The following is a 22189-nucleotide window of genomic DNA, read 5'->3' as shown; positions in this document are numbered from 1 at the left end:
CTCCTCGCGGCCGAGGGGTTCAGCGTCGACGCGGCGTCGACGTCCGGGCCAGGGCCGAACGACCCGCGTCGCTCCTCGGCTCCGGGGGTCGGCGCCCGCGCCGGTCGGGAGACGGGCCGACCGGGAGCCGGTCCCGGGACCTGTTGCCCTGACGCCGTCCCGGCGGGGCGACGGAGGGTGCTCGACGACGGCAGCGGGTCGCGTCCGAGGAGGCATCATGAGCATCGCGGCCCGGATGGCGGCGGGGGTCACCGTCGTTCTGCTGGCTCTCGGCTCGGTGGCCTGCGGGGGTGACCCCGCCCCGGTCCCGATGATGCCGGGTCCGATGATGACTCCGTCCTCGGAGCCGCCGGCCGGCGATGCCGGCGACGGGTACGGCGGGATGATGGCCGGCTCCCGGACCGCGACGACGGATGTCCGGCATACCGGCCCCGTCGCGGGTGAGGCGCTCGACGCCGGCGCGATCGCTGCGCTGCAGGGCGCCGTCGACCAGGGTGCGCAGCCCTGGCGCCTCGACCCGGAGATGACCGCGGTCGCGTTCGTCCGCGGCCGGTTCGGCTGGATGATGCCGCGTCCGCAACGGGTCGGGCCGGACACGGTGATGGTCGACGACGGCGCCGGCGGAGCAGTCGGCCTGCACCTGGAACAGCTCGGGCGGACCGGGCCCGACGGCGTGTGGACGGTCGCGGGGGGAGCGTGGCTGCGGTGACGGGGACGCGGGGAAGACACCTGGAGGCCGAGCCGGACGGAGGCGTCGTCGTCGGTCACAGTCGGCACCGGGGCTCGGACGACGCGGTGCTGGTGGCCGCACGGCTCGCCGTCCGTCTGGCGGTGCCCCTGCACATCGTCCATGTCGTGGCCACTGACGACTTCCCGATCGACCCGGACTCGTGGAACTGGGAGACCGATGCGGCACGCGCCGTCGAGGAGCAGGCTCAGGCGCTGCTCGAACTGCTGGCGCACGCACCCGTGGTCTGGGACAGACGCGTGCGTCAGGGGGACCCCGCATCGGTCCTGCTGGTCGTCGCCGAGGAGGTCGACGCACCGTTCGTCGTGGTCGGTACCCACGGCACCGGCCGGGCGCGCGTGCAGAGCGCGCTGCTCGGACACCGGTCGGTCTCGAAGGCGGCCATCGGCCGGGGCAGCCGTCCCGTCCTCGTCGTCCCGGCCGGCAGTGCCGGGACGTCACCGTGGAGACCGGCGGGCCCGGCGGGACGACACGAGCGCGGGCGCGATCTCCACCGATCGCGGCCCGGACCACCACGGTGACCGCGACCGAGGGACCGCGTGCCGAGCGGCGTGGGACCCGGCGAGCCGGGACCAGTGCCCCTGCCTCGTCGATCCCGGTCGTCCCACCCTCACAGGGCCAGCCCGGAGGACCACCGCCGACCGCGAGGAGCACACCATGACCGACCGCACGCCGATCATCGTCTGCGGGATCGACGACTCGCCGAACGCCCGTGCGGCGCTCGAGGAGGCCGTGCGACTGGCCGCCCGCCGCGGTGGACGTGTTCGTGCCCTGCTGGTCTACGAGCCGCCGGAGATGTGGGGTGCGTGGGCCTACGGTCCGACCGCCGGTATCCCGCTCCCGCGTCTCGAGATGTACCACCAGAGCGAACGGCACGCTGCGCTCGAGATCGTCGACCCCGTTCTCGACGGACTCCGTGACGAACTGGTCCCGCTGCCCGAGATCGAGGTCGACGCGATCGCCGGCCGGCCCGTGGAGGCGCTCGTCGAGGCCGCGGAGGGCGCCGACGCGCTCGTGGTGGGTCATCGCGGGCTCGGAGCGGTCGAGAGCGTGATGGTGGGCTCGACGAGCCTGGGCTGCGTGCTGCACGCCACGTGCCCGGTCACGGTCGTACCGGCACCGGTCCCGGTGTGAACGGGCGGGCGGGGCCGTGACGGTGCCGGGGCCTGCGGTGACCGCGCCGGCGGGTGTGCGCGAGACGCACACCGCGGTGCTGTGGTTCATGGGCGACCGGGTGCACAAGCTCAAGAAGCCGGTCGCGCTCGACTTCTGCGACTTCACGACGGTGGCTGCCCGCCGGGAAGCGTGTGAGCGCGAGGTGGCGCTCAATGCACGCCTCAGCCCGGAGGCCTATCTCGGCGTCGAGACCCTGCTCGGTCCGGACGGGGCGATCGTCGACCATCTCGTCCTGATGCGCCGGATGCCCGCCGAGCGCAGCCTGGCCTCGCTGGTGCGGGCCGGGGCGCACGTCGACGACGAACTCCGCGCCGTCGCGAGACGCCTCACCACGTTCCACTCGGCGGCTCTCCGGGGACCACACGTGACCCGCGAGGGCCGGGTCGACGCGCTGCGCCGGCGGTGGCGCGGGGTGCTCGACGGTCTGCACCGCCACTCCGGGCAGCTCGTCGACGACGACGACGTCGACAGCGTCACCGGTCTGGCGACCCGCTTCCTGGCGGGCCGTGCCGCCCTGTTCGACGAGCGTTGCGACGCCGGGCGGATCGTCGACGGCCACGGCGACCTGCTCGCCGACGACGTGTTCTGCCTCCGGATGGGCCCGGTCCTCCTCGACTGCCTCGAGTTCGACGACCGGCTGCGTTACCTCGACACCCTCGACGATGCAGCCTTCCTGGCGATGGACCTCGAGCACCAGAGCGGACCGGCTCTGGGTGAACGCTTCCTGGAGCTCTACGCGGAGTTCTCCGGTGACCGGTGGCCGGTCGCGCTCGGCCACCACTACCGCGCCTACCGGGCCGCCACGCGGTCCGCGGTCGCGGCCGTGCGTGCCAGCCAGGGCGGGCCGGGCGCCGACGAGGCCCGCGATCTGCTCGGCCTCGCGCGGCGGCACCTCGAGGCGGGGCAGGTCCGTCTGATCCTGGTCGGTGGCCTGCCCGGGACGGGAAAGACCACGGTGGCCGTCGGGCTGGCCGATCGACTCGGCGCCGTGGTGGTCTCCACCGATCCGCTCCGCAAGGAGCTCGCCGGGATCTCGCCCGCCGACTCGGCCGCCGCGGGCTACGGCGAGGGCCTCTACGACGACGACCACACCGCGGCCACCTACGCGGCGGCGCGGGAGCGGGCCGACGTGCTGCTCGCCCGGGGCGAGTCCGTCGTGCTGGACGCCTCCTGGACCGACGCCGCGGAGCGGGACCGGGCCACCGACCTGGCCCGGGCGGCCCACGCCCAGCTCACCTGCCTCGAGTGCCGGGCTCCGCGCGAGATCACCGAACCCCGGATCCGCAGCCGGCGGGGCTCGGCCTCGGACGCCACCCCGCTGGTCGCCGCGGTGATGTCCCTCGACGCCGACCCCTGGCCCGAGGCCATCGTGATCGACACTGCGGGGCCCGCCGGACCGGCGATCGAGCGGGCGGTCGACGAGGTACACCACCCCACGACCCGTTCCGGCTGGACCGTGCTCGGCCGGTGATCACCGACCCGCCGGCCCCGGGGTGATCAGGGCCGGACGTCGTCCCCGGTGGCCCGGTCGTCCGGGACTCCCGCCGGTGCCGTCGCGGGAAGCTCCTCCCGGGCTGCCAGGGCCTCGACGACGTCGGTGGCGGTGACGATCCCGGCGACCACGTCGTCGTCCATGACCAGCGCCGCGTCCATCCCGCCCACCCGGATGGCCCGCGCCGTGGTGGGCGCGTCGGCGCCGAGAGCGACGGTGGGTACGGGGCGGCGGGCGATGGGGCCCACTCCTCCGCCCACGCCGTCGACCGCGGCGGCGACGAGGTCGACATCGACGAGCACACCGACGCAGCGACCGCGGTCGACGACCGGGAGGTGCCGTACGCCGGCGTGGCGCAGGAGGCGCAAGGCCTCCGCCACCGTCGTCGTCTCGTGGACCACCTGGACGGGGCGGCTGGACATGATCACGACCTCGCGGCGGGGGTCCTCGACGTTCATGGGTGCCTCCGGATCGCCCGCGACCGACCTGCGCTGCTCACCCGACCGTGCTCCGGGGGTTCCGCGCCCGGGTCGGAGGTCCCGCGACGGCGGGTCCCGGGTCCGCTCCGGCCCCGGACCGTCGACCCTCCCGCGACCGGCGGATCTCCCCGACGGCGAGCCCGTCGACCTGTTCGTGGGCGGGGCCGGGACGGAGCCGACGGACCATCGGCCGCCGATCGAGCCCGAAGGACCCGGGCTCCCGACCGCACCCGGCGACCACGCTCGGGCCGCACCGTGACGGAGAGGAGCGAGCACATGGACAGCAGGCGCAGGGTGATCGATTTCGCCGGCGTGGCGATCGGGACCGTCGGCGACGACGGCCGGGTCATCGACTTCGCCGGAGTGCGCATCGGAACGCTCACCACGAAGGACGTCGTCGTCGATTTCGCCGGCGTACGCATCGGCACACCCGTGGGGTCGTGAGCGCGCGCGGATCGGTGTGTCGAGGAGGAGTTCATGGTGGTGCCCGACGAGATCGAGCAGAAGGCGCTGATGTCGCGCGCGGAACTGGCCCGGTGGCTCAGCGAGCTGGCCGCGGGGATCGAGGCCGGGGGAGCCATGGAGATCGCCCTCGTCGGCCCCGGCATCAGCCTGGACCTTCCCGAACGGTTCCGCTGCGAGCTCGAGATCGAGTTCGCCCCCGACGGTGACGAGATCGACGTGGAGATCGAGCTGACGTGGCGCCGTTCGGCGCCCTGGGGTCCGACCTGATCGTCGGCCGACGAAGGATCAAGGGCGCACCCGCGGCGGGGCCCAGAGGAGAGGATCGAACATGGCTCAGGACGGTGTGAGCACAGGCACGGTGGTCGTGGGGGTGGACGGTTCACCGCACGCCGATGCCGCCCTGCGCTATGCCCTGGAGGAGGCCGCTCGTCGCGGCGCGTCCGTGCGGGCGGTCATGGCCTGCCGACCGCCGGAGATGTGGATGTACGCCTACGACCTGGACACCGCACCGAGCCCCGAGAGGACGCGCGCCGCGGCACGGACGGCGCTGGAACAGCGGATCGAGGCGGTCCGGGCCGCGGCCGGCCGGGATGTCGTCGACGTGCCGGTGGAGCCGGTCGTGAGTCTCGGGTCGCCCGTACCCGTCCTGGTCGATGCGGCGCGAGACGCGGAGCTGCTCGTGGTGGGGCACCGTGGCCGCGGACCGTGGCGCAGTGGACTGCTGGGCTCGGTCGGCCTGGGGACGTTGCTGCACGCCCCCTGCACCGTGACGGTCGTCCCGTCGGTCCGCGGGGGCGACCCCGACAGCGTCGCCGTCGAAGCGCGGGCGTCGGCATCGTGACACCTTCGGCGAGCGCTCCCAGGAGAAGATCATGAGTGACGGCGTCCCGGTCGTCCTGTGTGGGATCGACGACTCGCCGGGTGCCCGTGCGGCACTCGAGGAAGCCGTACGGGTCGCCGCCCGGCGGCGGGGACGCGTGCACGCACTGTTGGTGTACGAGCCGCCGGAAGCGTGGTCGACCTGGAACTACGGGCCTGGGGTGGCCGTTCCCGTGCCGGAGCCCGAGACGTTCCGGGACAGCGCGGTGCGGGCCGCCCGAGAGATCGTCGACCCCGTGCTCGACCGGATGCGTGCCGAGATGGTGACGGTGCCCGACGTGTCGGTCGACGCGCAGCCCGGTCGCCCGGTGGACGTGCTCGTCGACGAGGCCGCGCACGCGGAGGCGCTGGTCGTCGGCCATCGCGGGCGCGGGGCCTTCGCGAGCACCGTCATGGGCTCGACGAGCCTCGGTTGTGTCCTGCACGCGCCCTGTCCGGTCACCGTCGTCCCGGTGCCGGTCACGGCGTGATCTCCAACGTCCGGCGCGCTGTCGATGGCGGGCCCGCCCCGGACCTCGACCGATCCCGGTCAGCTCGTCAGTGCATGCTGCTCCGTCGCCCACCGGATCGCCTCGTCCTCGGCCGCCACCGGGAAGTGTCGGACCTCCGGATGGAGCACGAGACCTGCGAGCCGGGCGGCGATGTCCAGACCGGGCGCGTCGACGACCAGGGCCAGCCGTTCGACGCGTCTCTGGTGACCGGCGACGAAGCGGACGTGGTGCAGCAGGCCGGAGAGGTTCTCCCATCCGGGGAAACCGTGGGCGTGCAGCACGAGCCCTGGCAGCTCGCGGTGCTCGCCGAGCCACCCGTCCACCTCCGCGGCGATCAGGTCGATGTCCTCGCGGCGCAACGGGTGGTCGATGTCGACGATGATCACCCCGTCCGCCGCCTGGAGCCGCACCCCGGCGAGTTCACCGGGTAGCTCGGTCAGCCAGCGCAGCGCCTCGGCTCGTTCGGCCATCCCGAACACCCGCACGTGGCCCGGGAGGAAGAACCCCGAGAATCTGGTCATCTCCCGGACCCACGGCAGGTCGGTCACGGTGGCGTAGCCGGCGAGATGGCGCATGGCACCGAACCCGAGCCTGACGTCGTCCCACATCGCGGCCGGCGTCACGCCGGTGAACGCCTCGTCCACCGTGCAGAGAATGCGCAGGCCACGGTGTTCGCGGATCGCCGCCGCGAGCATCGGCGCGACGACGTCGTGGTAGTCCTGCGGGGTCACGACGCCGACGGCGCGGACCGCGTCCACACCGTCCGGGACATCGAGGTCTCGTTCGATCATTCAGTCAGTGCATGCCGGATCACCGCACGCGACCACGGCCGAAGGCCCTCGGTTCGGCCGTCGTTCGGCCGGGTCGGGGGCGCGGAACGTCGCGCCATGGCGGCCGAGGGGCCCTCCCGACCGGAACTCTCCCCTCGTCGGAGGGCCGTGCGGCCCTAGGGGAGACCCGCGGCGCGAGGCCAGGCTGCCCGGGTGGGCGAGCAGGTCGTGCACCCGGTGGGTAGGCGTCGCGCGCTGATCGGCGCCGCACTGCTCGATCTGGCGGTGAGCCCCCTGTTCGCCTGGGGCGTGTTCACCGGACCGCTGCGACGGGAGCTGGGCGCCGACGACGCGTGGCTCGCCGGGGTGTTCTCGGTCGGCCTGGTGGCGTTCATGCTCGGGGTGCTCCTCGGTGGCCGCGCGGCCGACCTGATCTCGCCCCGTCGGCTCGCGGCGGTGACGGCTCTGGGCGCGGTGGCCGGGCTCGCCGGCAGCGCTGCCGCGGGTTCGGTGGGCCTGATGATGCTCACCTTCGGCGGACTGCTCGGGGGCTCGACCGGGGTCGGCTACGCCACCGCCGTCCGTGTCGCCGCCACCGTCGGCTCCCGGCGAGGCCTCGCGCTCGGCCTGGTGGTCGGCGCCTATGCGGTCGGCACCGCGGTCCTGGCGCCGATCTCCGCGGCGCTGCTGGCCGCCTACGGCCGCGGCCCGACCTTCCTGCTGCTCGCAGTCGCGGTCGGGGCCGTGCTGAGCCTGGCCGCGGCGCTCGTCCCCGGCGGCCCCGGCCGTCGGAAAGGGCGCGAGCCTCGGACCTCACCGGCCGGGCGAGCCCACGTTCCGAGCCGCCCGGTGGTCGCGCTCTGGCTGGTCTTCCTCCTGGGCAGCGCTGCCGCACTGGCCGCCTTCGCCCACGCGGGTCAGCTCTCCGGCTCCGCCGCCGTGGCGGTCGCCGTCGCGCTGCTCAACCTCGGGAATCTCGCCGGCCGGCTGCTCGCCGGACCGGTGTCCGACCGGCTGGGCCGGTCCGCGACGCTGCACGGTCAGTGCGCACTGCTGGTGCTGGCCTGCGTCCCGCTCGCCCTGGGGGCTGCCGGGCCCTGGGCGCTCGTCGCCCTGTCGCTGCTCGGCGTGCAGTACGGCGCGTTGTCCACCCTGACCCCGGCGGCCGTGTCCGACGTCGTCCCCGCCGAGCGGTTCGGCGCCACCTACGGACTGGTGTTCACGGGGTGGGGCCTCGCCGGCCTGGTCGCGCCGGTCGCCGCGGCGGCACTGGCCACCGGGATCGGCTTCGACGGCGTCTACCGAGGATTCCTCGTCATCGGCGCCTTGACGTGGATCTGCGTGATCGCCTTCACCCGGGCCCGCCCCGGCCCACCCACGCCGGAGTCGTGACCGGTCTAGGCGGCACCGGCGCGCCGGCACTGTTCACCGTCACCCCCGGAAACACGGGCCTTTCAGGATCCCACGAACGCTGCCGCCGTTCGGTGCTCCGTGTTCGCGCGAAAGGGGCAAAGAATGGTCGCCCGGCGCACTGGTAAGCGGGCGCGCGAATCGCGCCCGCTCCGGCTCGGCACGGAGTTCTTGACCCGCCTCGATCCCCCGGAGTGACAATCGTCGTCGGCTGACCATCTGCCCGAACAGTTCTGGGAGCGGATCATGAAGAAGCTTCTCAACGACCCGGCCAACCTCGTCGCCGAATCGCTGCGCGGGGTGGAGCGTGCCCATCCCGAGCTGCGTGTCGACCACGACCAGCGGATCATCTACCGCGCCGACGCGCCGGTCACGGGCAAGGTCGGTCTGCTCTCCGGCGGGGGCTCCGGCCACGAACCGGCGCACGCCGGGTTCATCGGCCCGGGGATGCTCGACGCGGTCTGCGCGGGCGAGGTCTTCACGTCCCCCGTTCCCGATCAGATGGCGGAGGCGACGAAGAAGGTCGACGGGGGCGCGGGGGTCCTGCACCTCGTCTGGAACTACACCGGCGACGTCATGAACTTCGACATGGCCGCCGAGCTCGCCGCCGCGGAGACCGACACCGCGGTCGAGGCGGTCGTCATCAACGACGACGTCGCCGTCGAGGACAGCCTCTTCACCGCCGGCCGCCGCGGGACCGGGGCCGCGGTGCCCGTCGAGAAGATCGTCGGGGCCGCCGCCGAGCAGGGGCGGTCCCTGACCGAGCTCGCCGACCTGGCCCGTCGGGTCAACGACAACTCCCGGAGCATGGGGATGGCCCTGACCTCCTGCACCGTCCCCGCGAAGGGCAGCCCGACCTTCGACCTGCCCGAGAACGAGATGGAGATCGGGATCGGGATCCACGGCGAGCCCGGGCGTCGCCGGGTGCCGATCGCCACGGCCCGGGAGATCGCCGAGATGCTGGTCGAGCCCTTGTTGGCGGACCGCGACTTCACCGGCGGCGACGGTGTGCTCCTGTTCGTCAACGGCATGGGGGCCACCCCGATGCTCGAGCTGCACCTGATGTACGCGGAGGTCGCCGCCCTGCTCGACAAGGCCGGAGTCGTCCCGGTGCGCTCACTCGTCGGCCCGTACGTCACGAGCCTGGACATGGCCGGCTGCTCGGTGACCCTCGCGCGCCTCGACGACGACCTGCTGCGGCTCTGGGACGCGCCGGTGGCCACCCTCGCCCTGCGGTGGGGGATGTGATGGCAGCAGTCGACGTCGACGGCCTGGAGCGCTGGCTGCGGCTGTTCGCGTCGTCGGTGGCCGAACAGCAGGACACCCTCACCGCGCTGGACGCCGCGATCGGGGACGCCGACCACGGCGCGAACATGAACCGGGGCATGACCGCCGTCGTCGACGCGCTGGCCGCCACCCCGGCCGACGATCCGGCGGCGCTGTTGAAGCAGACCGGCATGGTCCTGGTCCGCTCGGTGGGCGGAGCGAGCGGACCGCTGTACGGCACGTTCTTCCTGCGGATGGCCCCGGCGACCGGCGGTGCGAGCGCGCTCGAGCCGGAGGTGTTCGCCAAGGCGCTGCGGGCGGGGGTCGAGGGAGTGGTCTCCCGCGGCAAGGCCGAGCTCGGCGACAAGACCATGTACGACGCCCTCGCCCCGGCCGTGGATGCGCTCGACGCCGCGCTGGGCGCCGGCGATCCGTTGGCGGACGCGCTGCGCGCGGCGTCGGCCGCCGCCGACCAGGGCCGGGACGCCACGATCCCCCTGGTCGCCCGCAAGGGCCGCGCGAGCTATCTCGGCGACCGGAGCGCCGATCATCAGGACCCGGGCGCCACCTCGGCCGCCCTCCTCATCGCCGCCGCGGCCGCCGCCGTCGCGGAGCAGGGGCCGCCGTGACCGTCGGCATCGTCGTCGTCTCCCACAGCCGGGCCCTGGCCGACGCGGCGGTGGCCCTGGCGGGGGAGATGCTCCGCGACGGCGGCGGTCCGGTCGAGGTCGCGGCCGGGCTCGACGACGGGAGCTTCGGCACCGACGCCGTCGCCATCGGCGACGCGGTCACCCGCGCCGACCAGGGCGACGGCGTCGTCGTGCTGATGGATCTGGGCAGCGCCGTGCTCTCGGCCGAGCTCGCTCTCGAGCTGCTCGACGACGACGTCCGCGACGGCGTCGTGCTCTGCCCCGCGCCGCTCGTCGAGGGCCTGATCGTCGCGGCGGTCAGCGCCGCCGGCGGCGCCCCGTCGGCCGAGGTGGCGGCGGAGGCGGCCGATGCGCTGCAGGCCAAGGCGATCCATCTCGTCCCGGGCGAACCGGATCGGGATCAGCCCGACCAGACCGTCGACGACGGGGACGGGCCCGAGCAGCGCGGGGTGTTCACGGTCCGGATGGCGCACGGACTGCACGCGCGGCCGGCCGCGCAGCTCGTCCAGGCGCTGCGCGGCCTCGACGCCGAGGTCCGGCTGCGGAACCTGACCCTCGACGGTCCCGACGTGTCCGGCGCCAGCCTCTCGAAGGTCGCGACCCTGGGCGCCCTCCAGGGCCACGACGTCGCCGTCCGGGCGCGCGGCCCGGAGGCGGGCGAAGCGATTCGTCGCGTCCTCGATCTCGCCGACGACGACTTCGGCGAAGCCGCCGCTGTGTCCCCACCCCGGCCGCCCGCCACGCCGGCCACGACCGGCGAGCCGATCCCGGCCTCACCCGGTGTCGGTGTCGGCCCGGTCCGCGTCGAGCGCGCCGTGGCCGTGGACGTGCCGCCGGCCAGGCCCGGGACGCCCGCCGAGCAGCGCGCTCGCCTCGACGAGGCCCGGGCGAGGGTCCGCGACGACCTGCAGACCGTCCGCGACCGGGCGGCCCGCGAGATCGGTGAGGCCGAGGCCGCCATCTTCGACGCCCAGCTGCTGCTGCTCGAGGACCCCGACGTGCTCGCGGACGTCGGCGCCCGCATCGATGCCGCCGTCGACGCCGCGCGGGCCTGGGCGGACGCGCTCGACGAGGTCGGGAGCAGGCTCGCGGCCGCCGCGGACGAGTACATGCGTGCTCGCGTCCGCGACGTGCGCGACGTGCGCGACCGGGTCCTGCGCGACCTCGGCGGTCTCGAGCAGCACGACGCGGCCGGGGACGGGATCCTCGTCGCCGACGACCTCACCCCCGCGGACGCGGCCGCGCTCGACCCGGCCCGCACCCCGGCGGTGGTCCTGGCCGGCAGCAGCCCCACCGCCCACGCCGCGATCCTGCTGCGGGCGCGCGGGGTCCCCGCGGTCGTCGCCGCCGGCCCCGCGCTGGTGGCGCGGGCCCGGGAGGCGGCCGTCCTCGCGGTGGACGGGACGACCGGGGAGGTCGTCACCGATCCCGACCCGCCGACCCTGTCCGACTTCCGCGCCCGCGCCGAGGCGCTGACCCGACGGCGCGAGAACGCGCTGCGACGCGCCCACGAGCCCGCGGTCACCCGGGACGGGACCACCGTGCTCGTCGGCACCAACGTCGGCGGGGCCGGCGACGCCGAGGCCGCGGTCGGGGCGGACCTGGCGGGCCTGGTCCGCACGGAGTTCTGCTTCCTCGACCGGCACCGTGCCCCTGATGTCGACGAGCAGGAGGCGGCCTACCGCGCGATCGCCGAGGCGATGGGTGGCCGACGCGTCACCCTGCGCACGCTCGACGTCGGCGGGGACAAGCCCCTCGACTACCTGCCGATGCCGCGGGAGGCGAACCCCTTCCTGGGGGTCCGCGGACTCCGGCTCGCGCTCGCGCGCCCGGACCTGCTCGCGGACCAGCTCCACGCGTTCGTACGGGTCGCCCACGACCACCCGGTCGACGTCATGTTCCCGATGGTCACCACCGTCGACGAGCTCGTCGCCGCCCGGCGCGCGCTCGACGACGCCGTCGTGACCGTGGGTCGGGGCCGGCCCGCCGGTCTCCGGGTCGGGATCATGGTCGAGGTCCCGGCGGCCGCGCTCAAGGCGCCGGCCTTCGCCCCGATGGTCGACTTCTTCTCGATCGGCACCAACGACCTCACCCAGTACGCGCTGGCCGCCGAGCGCGGCAACGACGCGGTCGCCCCGCTCTCCGACGGCCTCGATCCCGCGGTGCTCGCGCTCATCGCCGCGACCGCGGGCGGGGCCGGCCGGGCCGACCACGACGTGCTGGTCGCGGTCTGCGGTGAACTGGCCGGCGACGAGGACGCGGCGGCCCTGCTGATCGGCCTGGGAGTCCGCGAGCTCAGCGTCGCCCCCACCGCTGTCGCCACCGTGAAGGAAGCGGTCCGGGCCGTCGACCTGACGCAGGCCCGCGCGCTCGCCGCCGCGGCCCGGGAGTGCCCGGACGCGCACGCCGTGCGTGAGCTCCTTCGCTGATCAGGAGGCCGCGCCGTCGCGGCCGGCACTCACAGATCGAGTGCCCCGGCGAGGGAGGTCAGCGCCGGGACGTAGTCGGCCCTGTCCTCGACGAGGACCTGGGCACAGACGTGGTCCGCGCCGGCGTCGAGGTGGGCGATGAGACCAGCGGCGACGGTGGTCGGGTTCCCGTGGATCACCAGCGCGTCGACGAGTGCGTCGGAGGCGGTGTCGAGGTCCTGGTCGGTGAAGCCGGTCCGGAGCAGGTTGTTCCGGTAGTTGGTGAGCTTCAGGTACGGGTTGCTGACCTTCTCCCGGCCGATCGCGCGGGCCCTCTCCACGTCGGTGTCCAGCACGACCTTCTGCTCCGGGGCCAGCAGCGGACCCTCGCCGAGGATCTCGCGCGCCTCCCGGGTGTGTCGCGGGGTGGTCAGGTACGGGTGCGCGCCCGCGGTGCGGTCCCGCGACACGGCGAGGACCTTGGGCCCCAGCGCGGCCAGGGCCCGGCCGTCCACGGGCACGCCACCGGCGTCGAGCCCGTCCAGATACTCGATGATCGTGGCGTAGGGCTTCTTGTACTGCCCGACCGCTTCCGGATGGCCGATCCCGACCCCCAGCAGGAACCGGTCCGGGTAGCGCCCGGCGATCCGCGCGTAGGACGCCGCCACCTCGGAGGCCGGCGAGGCCCACATGTTGACGATGCCGGTGGCCACGACGAGGTTCCCGGTCGCGGCGAGGAGGGACTCGGCGTGCTCCAGATCCGCCGGCGGGCTGCCCCCGATCCAGACGGCGCCGTATCCCAGACTCTCGATCGTCGCCGCGAGATCAGGCGTGAGGTCCGTGCCCCGCGCGAACACCCCGTAGCGACCCGGTGCCACCGTCATGAGGGCCCTCCATCCGTCGTCGGCCTGTCACGGGGTCAACCCGGCCACGCCGACCGGCATTCCGCCGGCGGGCTCCGGGAAAAAGCGCGGATCGAAAGTCCATACGCAGAACTGCGTAGTGGAGAACATCCTCCTATCGAGAAGATCAGGCCGGGGATGAGATGCATTAGTCGTATCGAGTACCGACGCTGGTCCGTCAGTGGTGTTCGGTTGCGGGCGTATTCACAACGATGCGTCGGCGCGGTTCAGTTGTTCGTCACGGGGGAATCGTCGTGACGTGCGCGCACCTCGTGGATAGATCCGACGTAATCCGGCCAACGGCATACCGCGCCGAGTTTCTCGTCACGAGAGGCGGAAGGCGGGCGCGGTCGTCCGTCGGACGGCTGCCCGATTCTCGCCCACCACCGAGGAGTGACCGTGACGAACCCGGTTCCCACCACCACACGCACCGCCGACCTCACGCGGGACTTCACGTGGGGTCAGGTGCCGGCGCAACCCGAGAAGCCCACGGTCGAGGCCTTCGCCGTGGCGCAGCCCCTGCCGCCGCTCGGTCCGCTCGCCCCCATTGCGGGCACGACGTTCCGCGGCAAGGGGTTCAACACGATCTTCCGGCCCCAGAACTTCGCCAAGAGCCCGACCCCGTTGCCCGTGGCGCCCGACCGGACCAGCGGCAAGAACCCTGATGACAACATCCTCGAGCTCAATCTGACCGAGGAGATCCTCGAGTTCTCCTCTCCACTCGGCTCGGTCCCCAACCGCGGGATGGTCCAGGGCGACATCGCTCTCAACGGCGTCCCCTACGTCCAGCGGATCAACGACGTCACCGTTCCCGGCCGGACCGTCGGCATCCACTTCGAGCCGGGCGTGCTGCTGAACGTCCCGCAGACCGACGACCCCACCGAACCCTCGACCGTCGTGCGGATGGCGTCGATCCCGCACGGCACCACCATCGAGGCGCAGGGCACCTCGATCAACGCGCCGCAGCCGAAGATCGACCCGGTCGACATCACGCCCTTCCCGGTCGGCAACCCGACCGGGCGTCTGGTGGGCGTGTTCTCGAGTCAGGACGCCGACAACAACGCGACGTTCCGGATCCCGCAGGATCTGGCGCCGTTCAAGGCGAACGGAACGATCACCAAGGAGATCCTGGCCGACCCGACCACCGTTCTCCGGGACCGGATCGCGCCGCAGACCATCACCAGCACGTTCGTGATCTTCCTCGACTCGGACGCGGCCAACCCGCTGCTCGGCACTCCGGCCGTCGCGGGCCTGGTCGGCGGCGGCACCGACAACATCGCCTTCCTGGAGGGCACCGGGAACGGGCCGAACGCCGACGCGGCGGAGATGAGCTCGATCTTCTGGATCGAGACGGTGGCCGAGCAGATCAAGGTGCCCGCCCTGCTGCCCGGCGAGTCCGTCACCGTGGCGGGCGCCGACAGCGCCGGCGACGGCCTGGTCCCTGGTTTCACCGTGACCGCCACCGCGGCCGTCGCTGAGGGCACCGTCCTCGACGTCACCTACACCCAGGTCCAGTACACGCAGCTCGTGCACCTCAACTTCAACGGGCTGACCTGGCCGCACGTCTCGGTGGCGACGCTGATCCCGGCCGACCCGGTCGCGATCTCCACGCCGTAGTCGCCGGTCCGTCGGTGGACCTCACCCCTGGGGGCGCGGAACCGCCGGGGGATCGAACGAGATGTCAGGGGGACCGTCATGTCCTTGGAACTGGACGCGCGACTCGCGGAGACCGGTACGCGATTCAAGCTCTTCGCCCAGCCGAGATTTCTGACGCGGGACAACGGCCGGCCGGTGTTCAAGGCCGAGGAGGTCGTGGTCTCCACCCCACCCGCCGACATGAGCCCGGGTCCGGCGGATCACCGGATGTACGTCGTCGACGCGGTCAACAAGCGCCCCTACGCCGCAGGGGAGTTGCCCCCGTACCGGGGCGAGGCCGGTCCGCCGGTCCGCCCCGGTTCGGACGGTCACTTCGATCAGATCGACGAGGACAGTCGGGCGTTCTCGGCGGCCACCATGTTCGCCACGGTGCGGCGGGTGCTCGACATCTGGGAGGACTACTTCTCCCACCGCGTCGACTGGGCCTTCGACGCCCAGTTCTCACGTCTCGAGATGATCCCGCTGATCGAATGGAACAACGCCCACTCCGGGTGGGGCTTCCTGGAGTTCGGCTTCGGGAGCACCGAGAGCGGCACGATCGATCACAGCCGACCCTACTGCGAGAACTTCGATGTCCTCGCGCACGAGCTCGGCCACAGCATCATCTTCTCGCAGGTCGGGATCCCGCGCGATCAGTCCGATCCGGCGATCGACTGCGGCGGGTTCCAGGAGTCGAGCGCCGATGTGACCGCCATCGTGGCCCTGCTGCATTTCGACACCTTCGTCAACGAACTGCTCGCTCAGACCAAGGGCAACCTGCTCACCGTCAACGGGCTCGACCGGGTCGGCGAGCTCTCGAACAGTCGCCAGGTCCGGGTCGCGCTCAATGCCAAACGGATGACGGATGTCGGGGACGAGCCCCACGACCGGTCGCTGCCGCTGACCGGGGCGATCTTCGACACCATGACCGAGATCTTTCAGCAGGACCTGGTCGACACCAAGCTCATCAGCGAGGACCTGCGCGACCGCTCGACCAACACCCCGAACGGCGCGGGTGATCTCGCCGAGATCGAGGCAGACTTCACCGCCGCCTATCAGGGCCACGAGGCCGAGTTCAAGCAGGCCCTGCTCAAGGCGCGGGACCAGATGGGGCGTCTGCTCGCGGAGACCTGGAGCCACCTGTCTCCCGAACGCCTGACCTACTTCGAGGTGTTCGCGGGCCTCCTGCGTGCCGACCGGTCGCTGAACGGCGGCGAGTTCCAGTCGATCATCCGGGACGCGTTCTCGTGGCGCGGCATCCAGCCGGACTCCGATCTTCGCCGCCAGCTGGATCGCACACTGGTCGAGTGCGGGCTCCGGCCCGCGACGACCGTCGGGCACACCACCTGATCCGACCGGGTCGGGTCGGCTCTACGACGACCTGCCGGTGGTGGTCGTGGTCGTCGTGGTGGTGGTCGTCGGGCTCGTCGTCGTGGGGCTGGTGGTGGTCGGACTGGTCGTCGTGGTGGTCGTCGGACCCGTCGTCGTCGTTCCCGTCGCCGACTCGCACGTGGGTGAGGTCGTCACCGTCACGCCCGCGACGTCCGGGCTGCTGACGGTCGTCGGCCCGCACGCGGTTCCCGGCGCGACGAGCTGCCGGCCGTCCTGGTTCGAGCTCGGCGGCACCGAGGACGTGTCGGACGACGAGGACGTCTCCGACGACGAGGGGCCCGTCGACGACGACGGGTCCCACCCCGGCGGCGGCCCCCACCTCCAGGGCGGGACGACGACGTTGTAGACGACGTTGTTCTGGATGTTCACGACCGTCAGGTTCTGAACGACGACGGGCGCGGGCTGGATGACGATCACCGTGACCGCAGCGAAACGCGCCCACGGTCGGCCCTCGAAGTGACTCGGCTGATGGTGCGGCGGCGCGCTGACGGGATTGCCGCAGTAGCACTTCACGCGGGGCGTGCCGTAGCCGTCGACGAGTACCGCGGTCCCTGCTTCCAGCACCGCCGGGAAGGAGGTCAGCTCGCCGTCGCGGAAGCCGTGGTTGGTGATGTACGTGTCGGCGCGGAGCGTCACCGGGGTCAGGTGGTGCACGTAGGTGGAGATGTCGCCGACGTCGATGCCTTCCGCACCGGCCCAGGCGGCGGCCTTGTCCTGATGGGTGCCGAGGAACTGGGACAGCTGATCCTGGTCACAGCTCGAGTTGTCCAGCGTGCCGCCGAAGAGCCCTGGCGTGCTCCCCGTGACCGCACCGCCGGACTGGGCGGGCGGCGGGGTGACGGACGCGTCCGGGCCGTGGGCCGGCATGAACGCGTCGGCGGTCGCCGAGTTGGTGGGCTCGAGCGTCGTGTCGCTGGCGGCGGCCGTCCGCGCCTGCCAGAGCAGGAACCCTGCGACCCCACCGAGGATGACGACGAGGGCGGCCAGCACCGAGATCACCGTGACCGTCGTGCGGCGCTGCGGTCGCCTCGGCGGCGGGGGAGGAGCCCACACGTACGGGCCTGGCTTCGTCATGGCGACCCCCGGTCCCGTGCCAACCGACAAGGCTTCGCTCGGAACCACGCACCGTGCGGGTCTCGAGTCCCCCGACTCAGGCACCGATAGTGACACATGCCACGCTGAATCATCACCCGATCGCCTGGTTGGCCTAGTCCACATGGGGAGCTGGTGACCTGCCGTTGCTGAGACACTGGCGAGGAGATCGGCCCGTTCCTGCGCGAGACCTCCACTCGACAGGAGGACGCGGCCGAGTCCCGGTAACGATTGCCGACCGCTCGACGGATACACCCGCGTCGAGCGGTTCAGGTCTGGCGACGAACGGGATGGGGTGGTCGCGATGGGCGGACGACTCGGGACGCAGGGCGTTGCGGTCCGTCGCCAGGACTGGCGCCGCGAGCTCGCCTCCGTGCCCGCGCCGCGGGCGGTGCCCGCCGAGACCGATCGTCCGCGTCCGCGCTGGTCGGAGGAGGTCGGAGCCGCCGTCCTGCTCTCCGTCGTCAGGACCGTGCAGGCCCGGGAGGCGAGCTCGGGCGCCTAGACCCGAATCCGGCTCCGAGGCGCGGTCCCCGGTCCCGACGACGGCGACGTTCCCTCCCCGGGGGGCATGGCGCTGCAGTGGAACAGCGCGCGGTCGAGTGCCCCCACCAGGATCCGGTCTCGGACCGAGGCATCGGGGGTGCTGCGTTCGAGACGGTCCAGGCCGCCGTTGATCAGGTCGTAGGTGATGAGCAGGTCCCGCGTGCGCCCCCACCACCCCTGGCCCGGCACGTCGCTGCTGCGCAGCCTGACCTGCTGCCGGGTTCTCCACGGGAGGAGCAGCGACTCGGGGGAGTACTGCCACTGGGCCAGCACGACCGCCGCCGCCACCGCGGCCGAGACGCCGGCCCGGTCGGGTCCGATCGCGGCGAGCGCCGGCGCGCGGGTGATCAGCTGAGGTCGGGTGTCGGCGGTGACGCGGTCGTTGACCTGGCGGGCGAGCTCCGCCATCGCGCGATGGGTGCAGGCCGGGTGGTTACTGAACCGTGTCCCGGTCAACAGCGCGGTGTACTCCATGAGACAGGCGCCCTGTCCGGGGTGGCGGTGTGCGCCGAGGGCGAGCGCCGGCAGCCGTTCCGAGGCAGCCGGCGTGGTCCGGCTCAGGTCGTCGCTCCGACCACGGCGCAAATCAGGAACCACAGCGCGGCGAGCGCCGCGACCGTCGCGGCCAGGATCTGCCGGCGATGACCCGGTGGGACGCCGCGTCGTGATGCGTCCGGGGTGTCCGACAGGCTCGCGCGGACCCGCCAGACCAGCGCGATCCACAACGCCCGCCAGGTGGGCGCCTCGGCCCCGCCCCACAGGGCGTCCGGTGTGCTGTCGCGCTGCGGGAGGTCGTTGAGCAGGCCGGGCAACTCGTCGCGGTACACCGCGCCGTAGGCCGCCGCGACCCGCGTCTCCATCTCCGGCAGATCGAGACGGCCCTCGCCCACGGCCCGATGCACCTGCCGCACCGTCCGCTCACGCTCGGCGTCGGAGGCGCGCAACCGTGAGGTGAGGCCGGCGCTCCTCACCCCGGCCTCGGGCTGGGTCACGAGAGCCCCTTCTGGCGCAGCCCGACGGTCGGCCGCTCGGTCACCCCGGGGTGACGGGGGCGGTGCAGGCGCGGCGCGGCCTTGCATGTCATGACGTCTCCTCTGCTCGCATCGGCGAGTCCGAGAATCGGGGACCGGCGATGTATCGCTGATGAAAGTCGACCGACGGAGCACCTCTCATCGTCGCCACATCGGAGAAGGCCGACCGTGGCCCCATGACGACGACCCCGACCTCCCGCGCCGCCTCGAACCACCACGAATCGGCGGGACGGACGCGGTGACCGGCTCACTCGGAGGAGCCCTGGCGCTGGTCGGGGTCGGGGCCACGTTCCTGGTGATCGGAGTTCTGGGAGCGGTGTCCCGGAGCGCGGGCGGCGGCCACCGGCGCCCCGGCCGACCGGCGATCGTCATCGACCTGCTCGTCGGTGCGGCGGCGACCGGCGAGGCCACCGTCGGATTCGCCGAGCTGTCCGCCCAGGCAGCGCTCTGGTACGTGGCCGGGGTGGTGCTCGTCGTCGCTGCCGTGGTGCTCGGCTTCCGACTCCGGCGGAAGCAGCCCGAACCATCGGTCCGGGCCGTCGCCGCGGGTGGGCCCGCTCCGCTCCCGGCCCGATCCATCATCGGCGCGACGCGATGACCGGGGACTCCCGCGCGCCCGACGGCCGGCCGGTCGCGCCGCCGGCGCCCGGTCGCTGAGCCGGGGCCCGGACATGTCCTCCTCGACGCTCGATTCGCCGGGCGATCCGCGACCGGCCTGGTTCGGCCCAGCCCGATTGACGTCGCTGATCGGCGTGATCATCGCCGTCGGCGGGTTCGAGGCGCTGTGGTTCGGGGTCGTCACCGACACCGGCCTGGCTGCGGTCGACCCGACGGTCACCGGCTGGCTCGTCGCTCATCGCAGTGCCGGCCTGGTGACCGCGGCGCGGGTGATCAGCGACGTCGGCGCGCCCGCCGTCACCGTCACCGCCGCGGTGATGGTGCTGGTCTGGTCGGGGTGGAAGCGGCTCTGGCGGTCATGCGCGCTGACCGCGGCCGGCCTCGGGTCGCTGATCGCCGTGGACGTGACGATGAAGTCCCTCGTCGCCCGGCCCCGGCCGCCGCTGGGCTGGCACGCGGTGCTGGTGCCGGGCTGGTCGTTCCCCTCGGGCCATGCGCTGTTGTCGCTCGGAGTGGTCCTGCTGCTGGTCTGGACGGCTCGTCGTCACGGCCTCGTGCTCTCCGGGGTCCGCGGGTACGCGCTCGGCGTTCTCGTCGCCTGTGTGGTGATCGCGGTGGGCGCGTCCCGGCTCGTGCTCGGGGTGCACTATCCGTCGGACGTGCTCGCCGGCTGGGCGTTGGCGGTCTTCGTGGTCGGGGTCGGGGAGCTGCTGGAAGCCGTTGCGTCCGGTCCGGGGCACACCGGCACGACCGATGGAGAGCCGCTCACGTCTGGTCGGCAGGTGGACGCTCCGAGGGCACCTCGCCGGGCCGACGGGGGATCGCCGGGTTGAGCATCCCGGCCTGGCGGGCGCGGGAGACCAGTCGCCCGGCGTCGTGACGGTTGAGCCCGAGTGCCCGGGCCACGGCCGCGGTCGGGGCCAGCCGCTCGCGGGGGACGGAGCTCGCGAGCGCCTCGCGGTAGACGCGAGCCGCGGTCCGCAACGTCTCCTCGTCGATGGTCCGCGCCGGGCGCCGTTCCCGGGCGGGAGCGCTCACCGGACTGGGCACCGCCGGGCTCCGCTGCCCGACGGCCGCCAACTCCTCCGAGGCGAGGGCCAGACACTCCTCGAGCGGGACGGTCCGGAGCACGTCGGCGTCGAGGGTCCCCCCGGGTGCCGCGCTCCTGACCTCCACGGCAGTGAGCCGCCACGCGTGGGTCGCCGTGGCGGCCAACCGCAGGAGAACGACGTAGGACCGGCCGGGGTCGTGCACCTCGACGAGTGCCTCGGCCGCATGACCGGGTGCCTGGACCGCACATCCGGACGATCGGACGTCCAGGTCGTCGCGGGGCGCGCCCGCCGGACGGTGCCAGAGGATCGTCGTCGGCACCGGGCTCACCTCCGACGGGTCCGATGACGCGCACGCCTGACGGGTGGGATCGTCGTGATGGTTCGTGTACCGACGATGAGAGTCGGCGGGTCCGTCAGCCGAGGGACGTGAGCAGGTCGTCGACCTCCCGGCGACGGGACGTTCACGAATGACACATCGAATCCGGCACATCATCACCGCATGCGAAGAACCCTCCGGCGGCGACCGTGAGCGCCTCGGCCGCGGGCTCGCTGATCCTGGTCCTCGTGGGGGTCGGGTTCCTCGCCGGCGCGATTCGGGAATGGTCGCGTCGGCGACACGACGACACGCCGCGGGGGAGACGCACCACCGGTCTGGTGATCGATCTGCTGGTCGGCGCGGCGGCCGTCGCCGACGGCGCCCTGAGCGTCGTCGGCGAACCCGAGCGCGTCATCGTGTGGTCGGTCGGGTCGGTGGCCCTGGTGCTCGCCGTGGGACTGCTGTTCGTGCTGCACCACCGCCACCCGCAGCTCTCATGAGACGGCGACGGCGCGCCGTCGGTCTCCGACCTCGAGCCCGACCACGACGGCGACGATCGCCAGCAGCGCCACCAGCGAGACCAGGCCGGTGCCGATCCCGACCCCGCCCCGCGCTGCCGGCACCCCGACCCAGTCGGCCACCGAGGCACCGAACGGCCGGGTCATCACGTAGGCGGTCCAGAACAGGGCGACCGCATTCGCGGCGGTCGCCCACCGCGCCACGAACGGCAGCACGAACAGCACCCCGAACAACAGGATCGACCCCGCGTAGCCGATCCCGAGGGTGGTCGCGGTGAGATCGCCGAGTGCGGTTCCCAGCGCGAAGGTCAGGATGACCGCGCTCCAGTAGAAGAGCTCCCGACGACGGGTGTCGATGCTGTGCATCGAGAGCGTCCCCTCCACCCGGTACCAGAGCCCGAACGCCGCGAGCACCGCGATCAGGAACACGACCGTCGAGACCGCGTAGGGCACCCCGAGCACGACGTGGACGGCGTCGGCACAGGTCGTCCCGAAGACGCTGACCATCAGGACCGCGAACCAGTAGGTCCACGCGCGGTAGGCGGGCGCCCGCAGCTGCAGCCCGATCGCCACCACGAACCCGAGTCCGCTCAGCCCGATCGCCGGGACGGGACCGAGCGCGAGCGCCGCCCAGTCCCAGGTGGTCTCACCCATCCCCGTCGTGAGCAGCTTCGCCACCCAGAACCACACGGTGACCTCGGGGACCTTGGCCGCGGCGTACCGCATTCCCGGGCCCGGGATTGACCTGCCGGAACGATCGTGGCCGGTCGCCGGGTCGCCCGGCGAGGGGAGACTCATGGCCGCATCGTCGCGAGCGGATCATGTGTCGCTCATGAGTCCGATCCTCCCGGAT

The 22189-nt window shown here is 73.0% G+C and carries 26 protein-coding genes; 18 read left to right on the top strand and 8 right to left on the bottom strand.

What is annotated here, in order from left to right:
* Positions 1-217 precede the first annotated feature (217 nt).
* The 4 genes from LQ327_RS18025 to LQ327_RS18010 all read left to right on the top strand — a co-directional run bounded on the left by LQ327_RS18025 (position 218) and on the right by LQ327_RS18010 (position 3395).
* Positions 218-709, top strand: a complete 492-nt coding sequence (locus LQ327_RS18025; protein WP_230736143.1) for a hypothetical protein — start codon at positions 218-220, stop codon at positions 707-709.
* Positions 706-1269, top strand: coding sequence for a universal stress protein (locus LQ327_RS18020; protein ID WP_230736141.1), 564 nt, complete (start codon positions 706-708; stop codon positions 1267-1269). The genes LQ327_RS18025 and LQ327_RS18020 overlap by 4 nt, the downstream gene beginning before the upstream one ends.
* A 136-nt stretch (positions 1270-1405) precedes the next feature.
* Complete coding sequence (locus tag LQ327_RS18015; RefSeq protein WP_230736139.1) at positions 1406-1882, top strand: universal stress protein; 477 nt, start codon at positions 1406-1408, stop codon at positions 1880-1882.
* A 37-nt stretch (positions 1883-1919) separates the two neighbouring features.
* Positions 1920-3395 (top strand): bifunctional aminoglycoside phosphotransferase/ATP-binding protein, encoded by a 1476-nt coding sequence (locus LQ327_RS18010; protein ID WP_230736138.1) that lies wholly within the window; start codon positions 1920-1922, stop codon positions 3393-3395.
* 26 nt (positions 3396-3421) lie between these two features.
* Here the strand turns inward: LQ327_RS18010 and LQ327_RS18005 are convergent, their stop codons facing one another.
* Positions 3422-3874, bottom strand: a complete 453-nt coding sequence (locus LQ327_RS18005; RefSeq protein WP_230736136.1) for a CBS domain-containing protein — start codon at positions 3872-3874, stop codon at positions 3422-3424.
* A gap of 297 nt (positions 3875-4171) precedes the next feature.
* Between LQ327_RS18005 and LQ327_RS18000 the strand changes: the two genes are divergently transcribed.
* The 4 genes from LQ327_RS18000 (at position 4172) to LQ327_RS17985 (ending at position 5709) form a co-directional block, all read left to right on the top strand.
* Complete coding sequence (locus LQ327_RS18000; RefSeq protein ID WP_230736134.1) at positions 4172-4339, top strand: hypothetical protein; 168 nt, start codon at positions 4172-4174, stop codon at positions 4337-4339.
* A 33-nt stretch (positions 4340-4372) separates the two neighbouring features.
* On the top strand, positions 4373-4627 hold the full coding sequence (locus tag LQ327_RS17995; RefSeq protein ID WP_230736132.1) for an amphi-Trp domain-containing protein: 255 nt from the start codon (positions 4373-4375) through the stop codon (positions 4625-4627).
* Positions 4628-4703: 76 nt separating this feature from the next.
* Positions 4704-5201 (top strand): universal stress protein, encoded by a 498-nt coding sequence (locus tag LQ327_RS17990; RefSeq protein ID WP_230736130.1) that lies wholly within the window; start codon positions 4704-4706, stop codon positions 5199-5201.
* A 31-nt stretch (positions 5202-5232) separates the two neighbouring features.
* Positions 5233-5709 carry a universal stress protein gene (locus LQ327_RS17985; RefSeq protein ID WP_230736128.1) on the top strand — a complete coding sequence of 159 codons (477 nt, stop codon included), beginning with the start codon at positions 5233-5235 and terminating at the stop codon, positions 5707-5709.
* Between the two features lie 59 nt (positions 5710-5768).
* Here LQ327_RS17985 and LQ327_RS17980 read toward each other — a convergent pair whose 3' ends face one another.
* A complete protein-coding gene (locus LQ327_RS17980) occupies positions 5769-6521 on the bottom strand; it encodes a SpoIIAA family protein (RefSeq protein WP_230736126.1) in 753 nt (250 codons plus the stop codon).
* Positions 6522-6713: 192 nt separating this feature from the next.
* On the opposite strand from LQ327_RS17980, the gene LQ327_RS17975 reads away from it, so the two are divergent.
* From LQ327_RS17975 to ptsP, 4 genes are all read left to right on the top strand, one after another.
* On the top strand, positions 6714-7892 hold the full coding sequence (locus LQ327_RS17975) for an MFS transporter (RefSeq protein WP_230736124.1): 1179 nt from the start codon (positions 6714-6716) through the stop codon (positions 7890-7892).
* A 264-nt stretch (positions 7893-8156) separates the two neighbouring features.
* The gene (dhaK, locus tag LQ327_RS17970; RefSeq protein WP_230736122.1) at positions 8157-9158 is read left to right on the top strand and encodes a dihydroxyacetone kinase subunit DhaK; all 1002 of its coding nucleotides are present in this window, start codon (positions 8157-8159) and stop codon (positions 9156-9158) included.
* Positions 9158-9805: a dihydroxyacetone kinase subunit DhaL gene (gene dhaL / locus LQ327_RS17965; RefSeq protein ID WP_230736120.1), complete on the top strand. Its 648-nt coding sequence runs from the start codon at positions 9158-9160 to the stop codon at positions 9803-9805. The genes dhaK and dhaL overlap by 1 nt, the downstream gene beginning before the upstream one ends.
* On the top strand, positions 9802-12255 hold the full coding sequence (gene ptsP, locus LQ327_RS17960; protein ID WP_230736118.1) for a phosphoenolpyruvate--protein phosphotransferase: 2454 nt from the start codon (positions 9802-9804) through the stop codon (positions 12253-12255). Before dhaL ends, ptsP begins: the two co-directional genes overlap by 4 nt.
* A 29-nt stretch (positions 12256-12284) precedes the next feature.
* On the opposite strand, the gene LQ327_RS17955 is transcribed toward ptsP, so the two are convergent.
* Positions 12285-13118: an LLM class F420-dependent oxidoreductase gene (locus LQ327_RS17955; protein WP_230736115.1), complete on the bottom strand. Its 834-nt coding sequence runs from the start codon at positions 13116-13118 to the stop codon at positions 12285-12287.
* A 417-nt stretch (positions 13119-13535) separates the two neighbouring features.
* Here LQ327_RS17955 and LQ327_RS17950 point away from each other — a divergent pair, with 417 nt between their 5' ends.
* Both LQ327_RS17950 and LQ327_RS17945 read left to right on the top strand, forming a co-directional pair.
* Complete coding sequence (locus LQ327_RS17950; RefSeq protein WP_230736113.1) at positions 13536-14753, top strand: heme-binding protein; 1218 nt, start codon at positions 13536-13538, stop codon at positions 14751-14753.
* 78 nt (positions 14754-14831) lie between these two features.
* A complete protein-coding gene (locus LQ327_RS17945) occupies positions 14832-16121 on the top strand; it encodes a gluzincin family metallopeptidase (protein ID WP_230736111.1) in 1290 nt (429 codons plus the stop codon).
* 21 nt (positions 16122-16142) lie between these two features.
* Here the strand turns inward: LQ327_RS17945 and LQ327_RS17940 are convergent, their stop codons facing one another.
* The gene (locus tag LQ327_RS17940) at positions 16143-17237 is read right to left on the bottom strand and encodes a DUF6777 domain-containing protein (protein WP_230736109.1); all 1095 of its coding nucleotides are present in this window, start codon (positions 17235-17237) and stop codon (positions 16143-16145) included.
* A gap of 322 nt (positions 17238-17559) precedes the next feature.
* Here LQ327_RS17940 and LQ327_RS17935 point away from each other — a divergent pair, with 322 nt between their 5' ends.
* The gene (locus tag LQ327_RS17935; protein WP_230736107.1) at positions 17560-17760 is read left to right on the top strand and encodes a hypothetical protein; all 201 of its coding nucleotides are present in this window, start codon (positions 17560-17562) and stop codon (positions 17758-17760) included.
* On the opposite strand, the gene LQ327_RS17930 is transcribed toward LQ327_RS17935, so the two are convergent.
* Positions 17757-18275 carry a hypothetical protein gene (locus LQ327_RS17930; protein ID WP_230736105.1) on the bottom strand — a complete coding sequence of 173 codons (519 nt, stop codon included), beginning with the start codon at positions 18273-18275 and terminating at the stop codon, positions 17757-17759. The genes LQ327_RS17935 and LQ327_RS17930 overlap by 4 nt on opposite strands.
* Positions 18276-18358: 83 nt before the next feature.
* Complete coding sequence (locus tag LQ327_RS17925) at positions 18359-18793, bottom strand: DUF1707 SHOCT-like domain-containing protein (protein ID WP_230736103.1); 435 nt, start codon at positions 18791-18793, stop codon at positions 18359-18361.
* A gap of 277 nt (positions 18794-19070) precedes the next feature.
* On the opposite strand from LQ327_RS17925, the gene LQ327_RS17920 reads away from it, so the two are divergent.
* Both LQ327_RS17920 and LQ327_RS17915 read left to right on the top strand, forming a co-directional pair.
* Positions 19071-19430, top strand: coding sequence for a hypothetical protein (locus LQ327_RS17920; RefSeq protein ID WP_230736101.1), 360 nt, complete (start codon positions 19071-19073; stop codon positions 19428-19430).
* Positions 19431-19584: 154 nt separating this feature from the next.
* Complete coding sequence (locus LQ327_RS17915) at positions 19585-20283, top strand: phosphatase PAP2 family protein (protein ID WP_230736099.1); 699 nt, start codon at positions 19585-19587, stop codon at positions 20281-20283.
* Here LQ327_RS17915 and LQ327_RS17910 read toward each other — a convergent pair.
* A complete protein-coding gene (locus tag LQ327_RS17910) occupies positions 20216-20821 on the bottom strand; it encodes a hypothetical protein (RefSeq protein WP_230736097.1) in 606 nt (201 codons plus the stop codon). The two genes, LQ327_RS17915 and LQ327_RS17910, sit on opposite strands and share 68 nt — an antisense overlap.
* 206 nt (positions 20822-21027) lie before the next feature.
* Between LQ327_RS17910 and LQ327_RS17905 the strand changes: the two genes are divergently transcribed.
* Entirely contained in the window at positions 21028-21318 is a 291-nt protein-coding gene (locus LQ327_RS17905; protein WP_230736096.1) for a hypothetical protein, read from the top strand.
* Here the strand turns inward: LQ327_RS17905 and LQ327_RS17900 are convergent.
* Positions 21313-22134, bottom strand: coding sequence for a COG4705 family protein (locus LQ327_RS17900; RefSeq protein ID WP_230736094.1), 822 nt, complete (start codon positions 22132-22134; stop codon positions 21313-21315). The two genes, LQ327_RS17905 and LQ327_RS17900, sit on opposite strands and share 6 nt — an antisense overlap.
* Positions 22135-22189 lie beyond the last annotated feature (55 nt).

It is taken from the genome of Actinomycetospora endophytica (assembly GCF_021026375.1).
Taxonomy (GTDB): domain Bacteria; phylum Actinomycetota; class Actinomycetes; order Mycobacteriales; family Pseudonocardiaceae; genus Actinomycetospora; species Actinomycetospora endophytica.
Note: the sequence above shows the minus strand (reverse complement) of the source record. Positions and strands in the feature narration are given on the sequence as shown.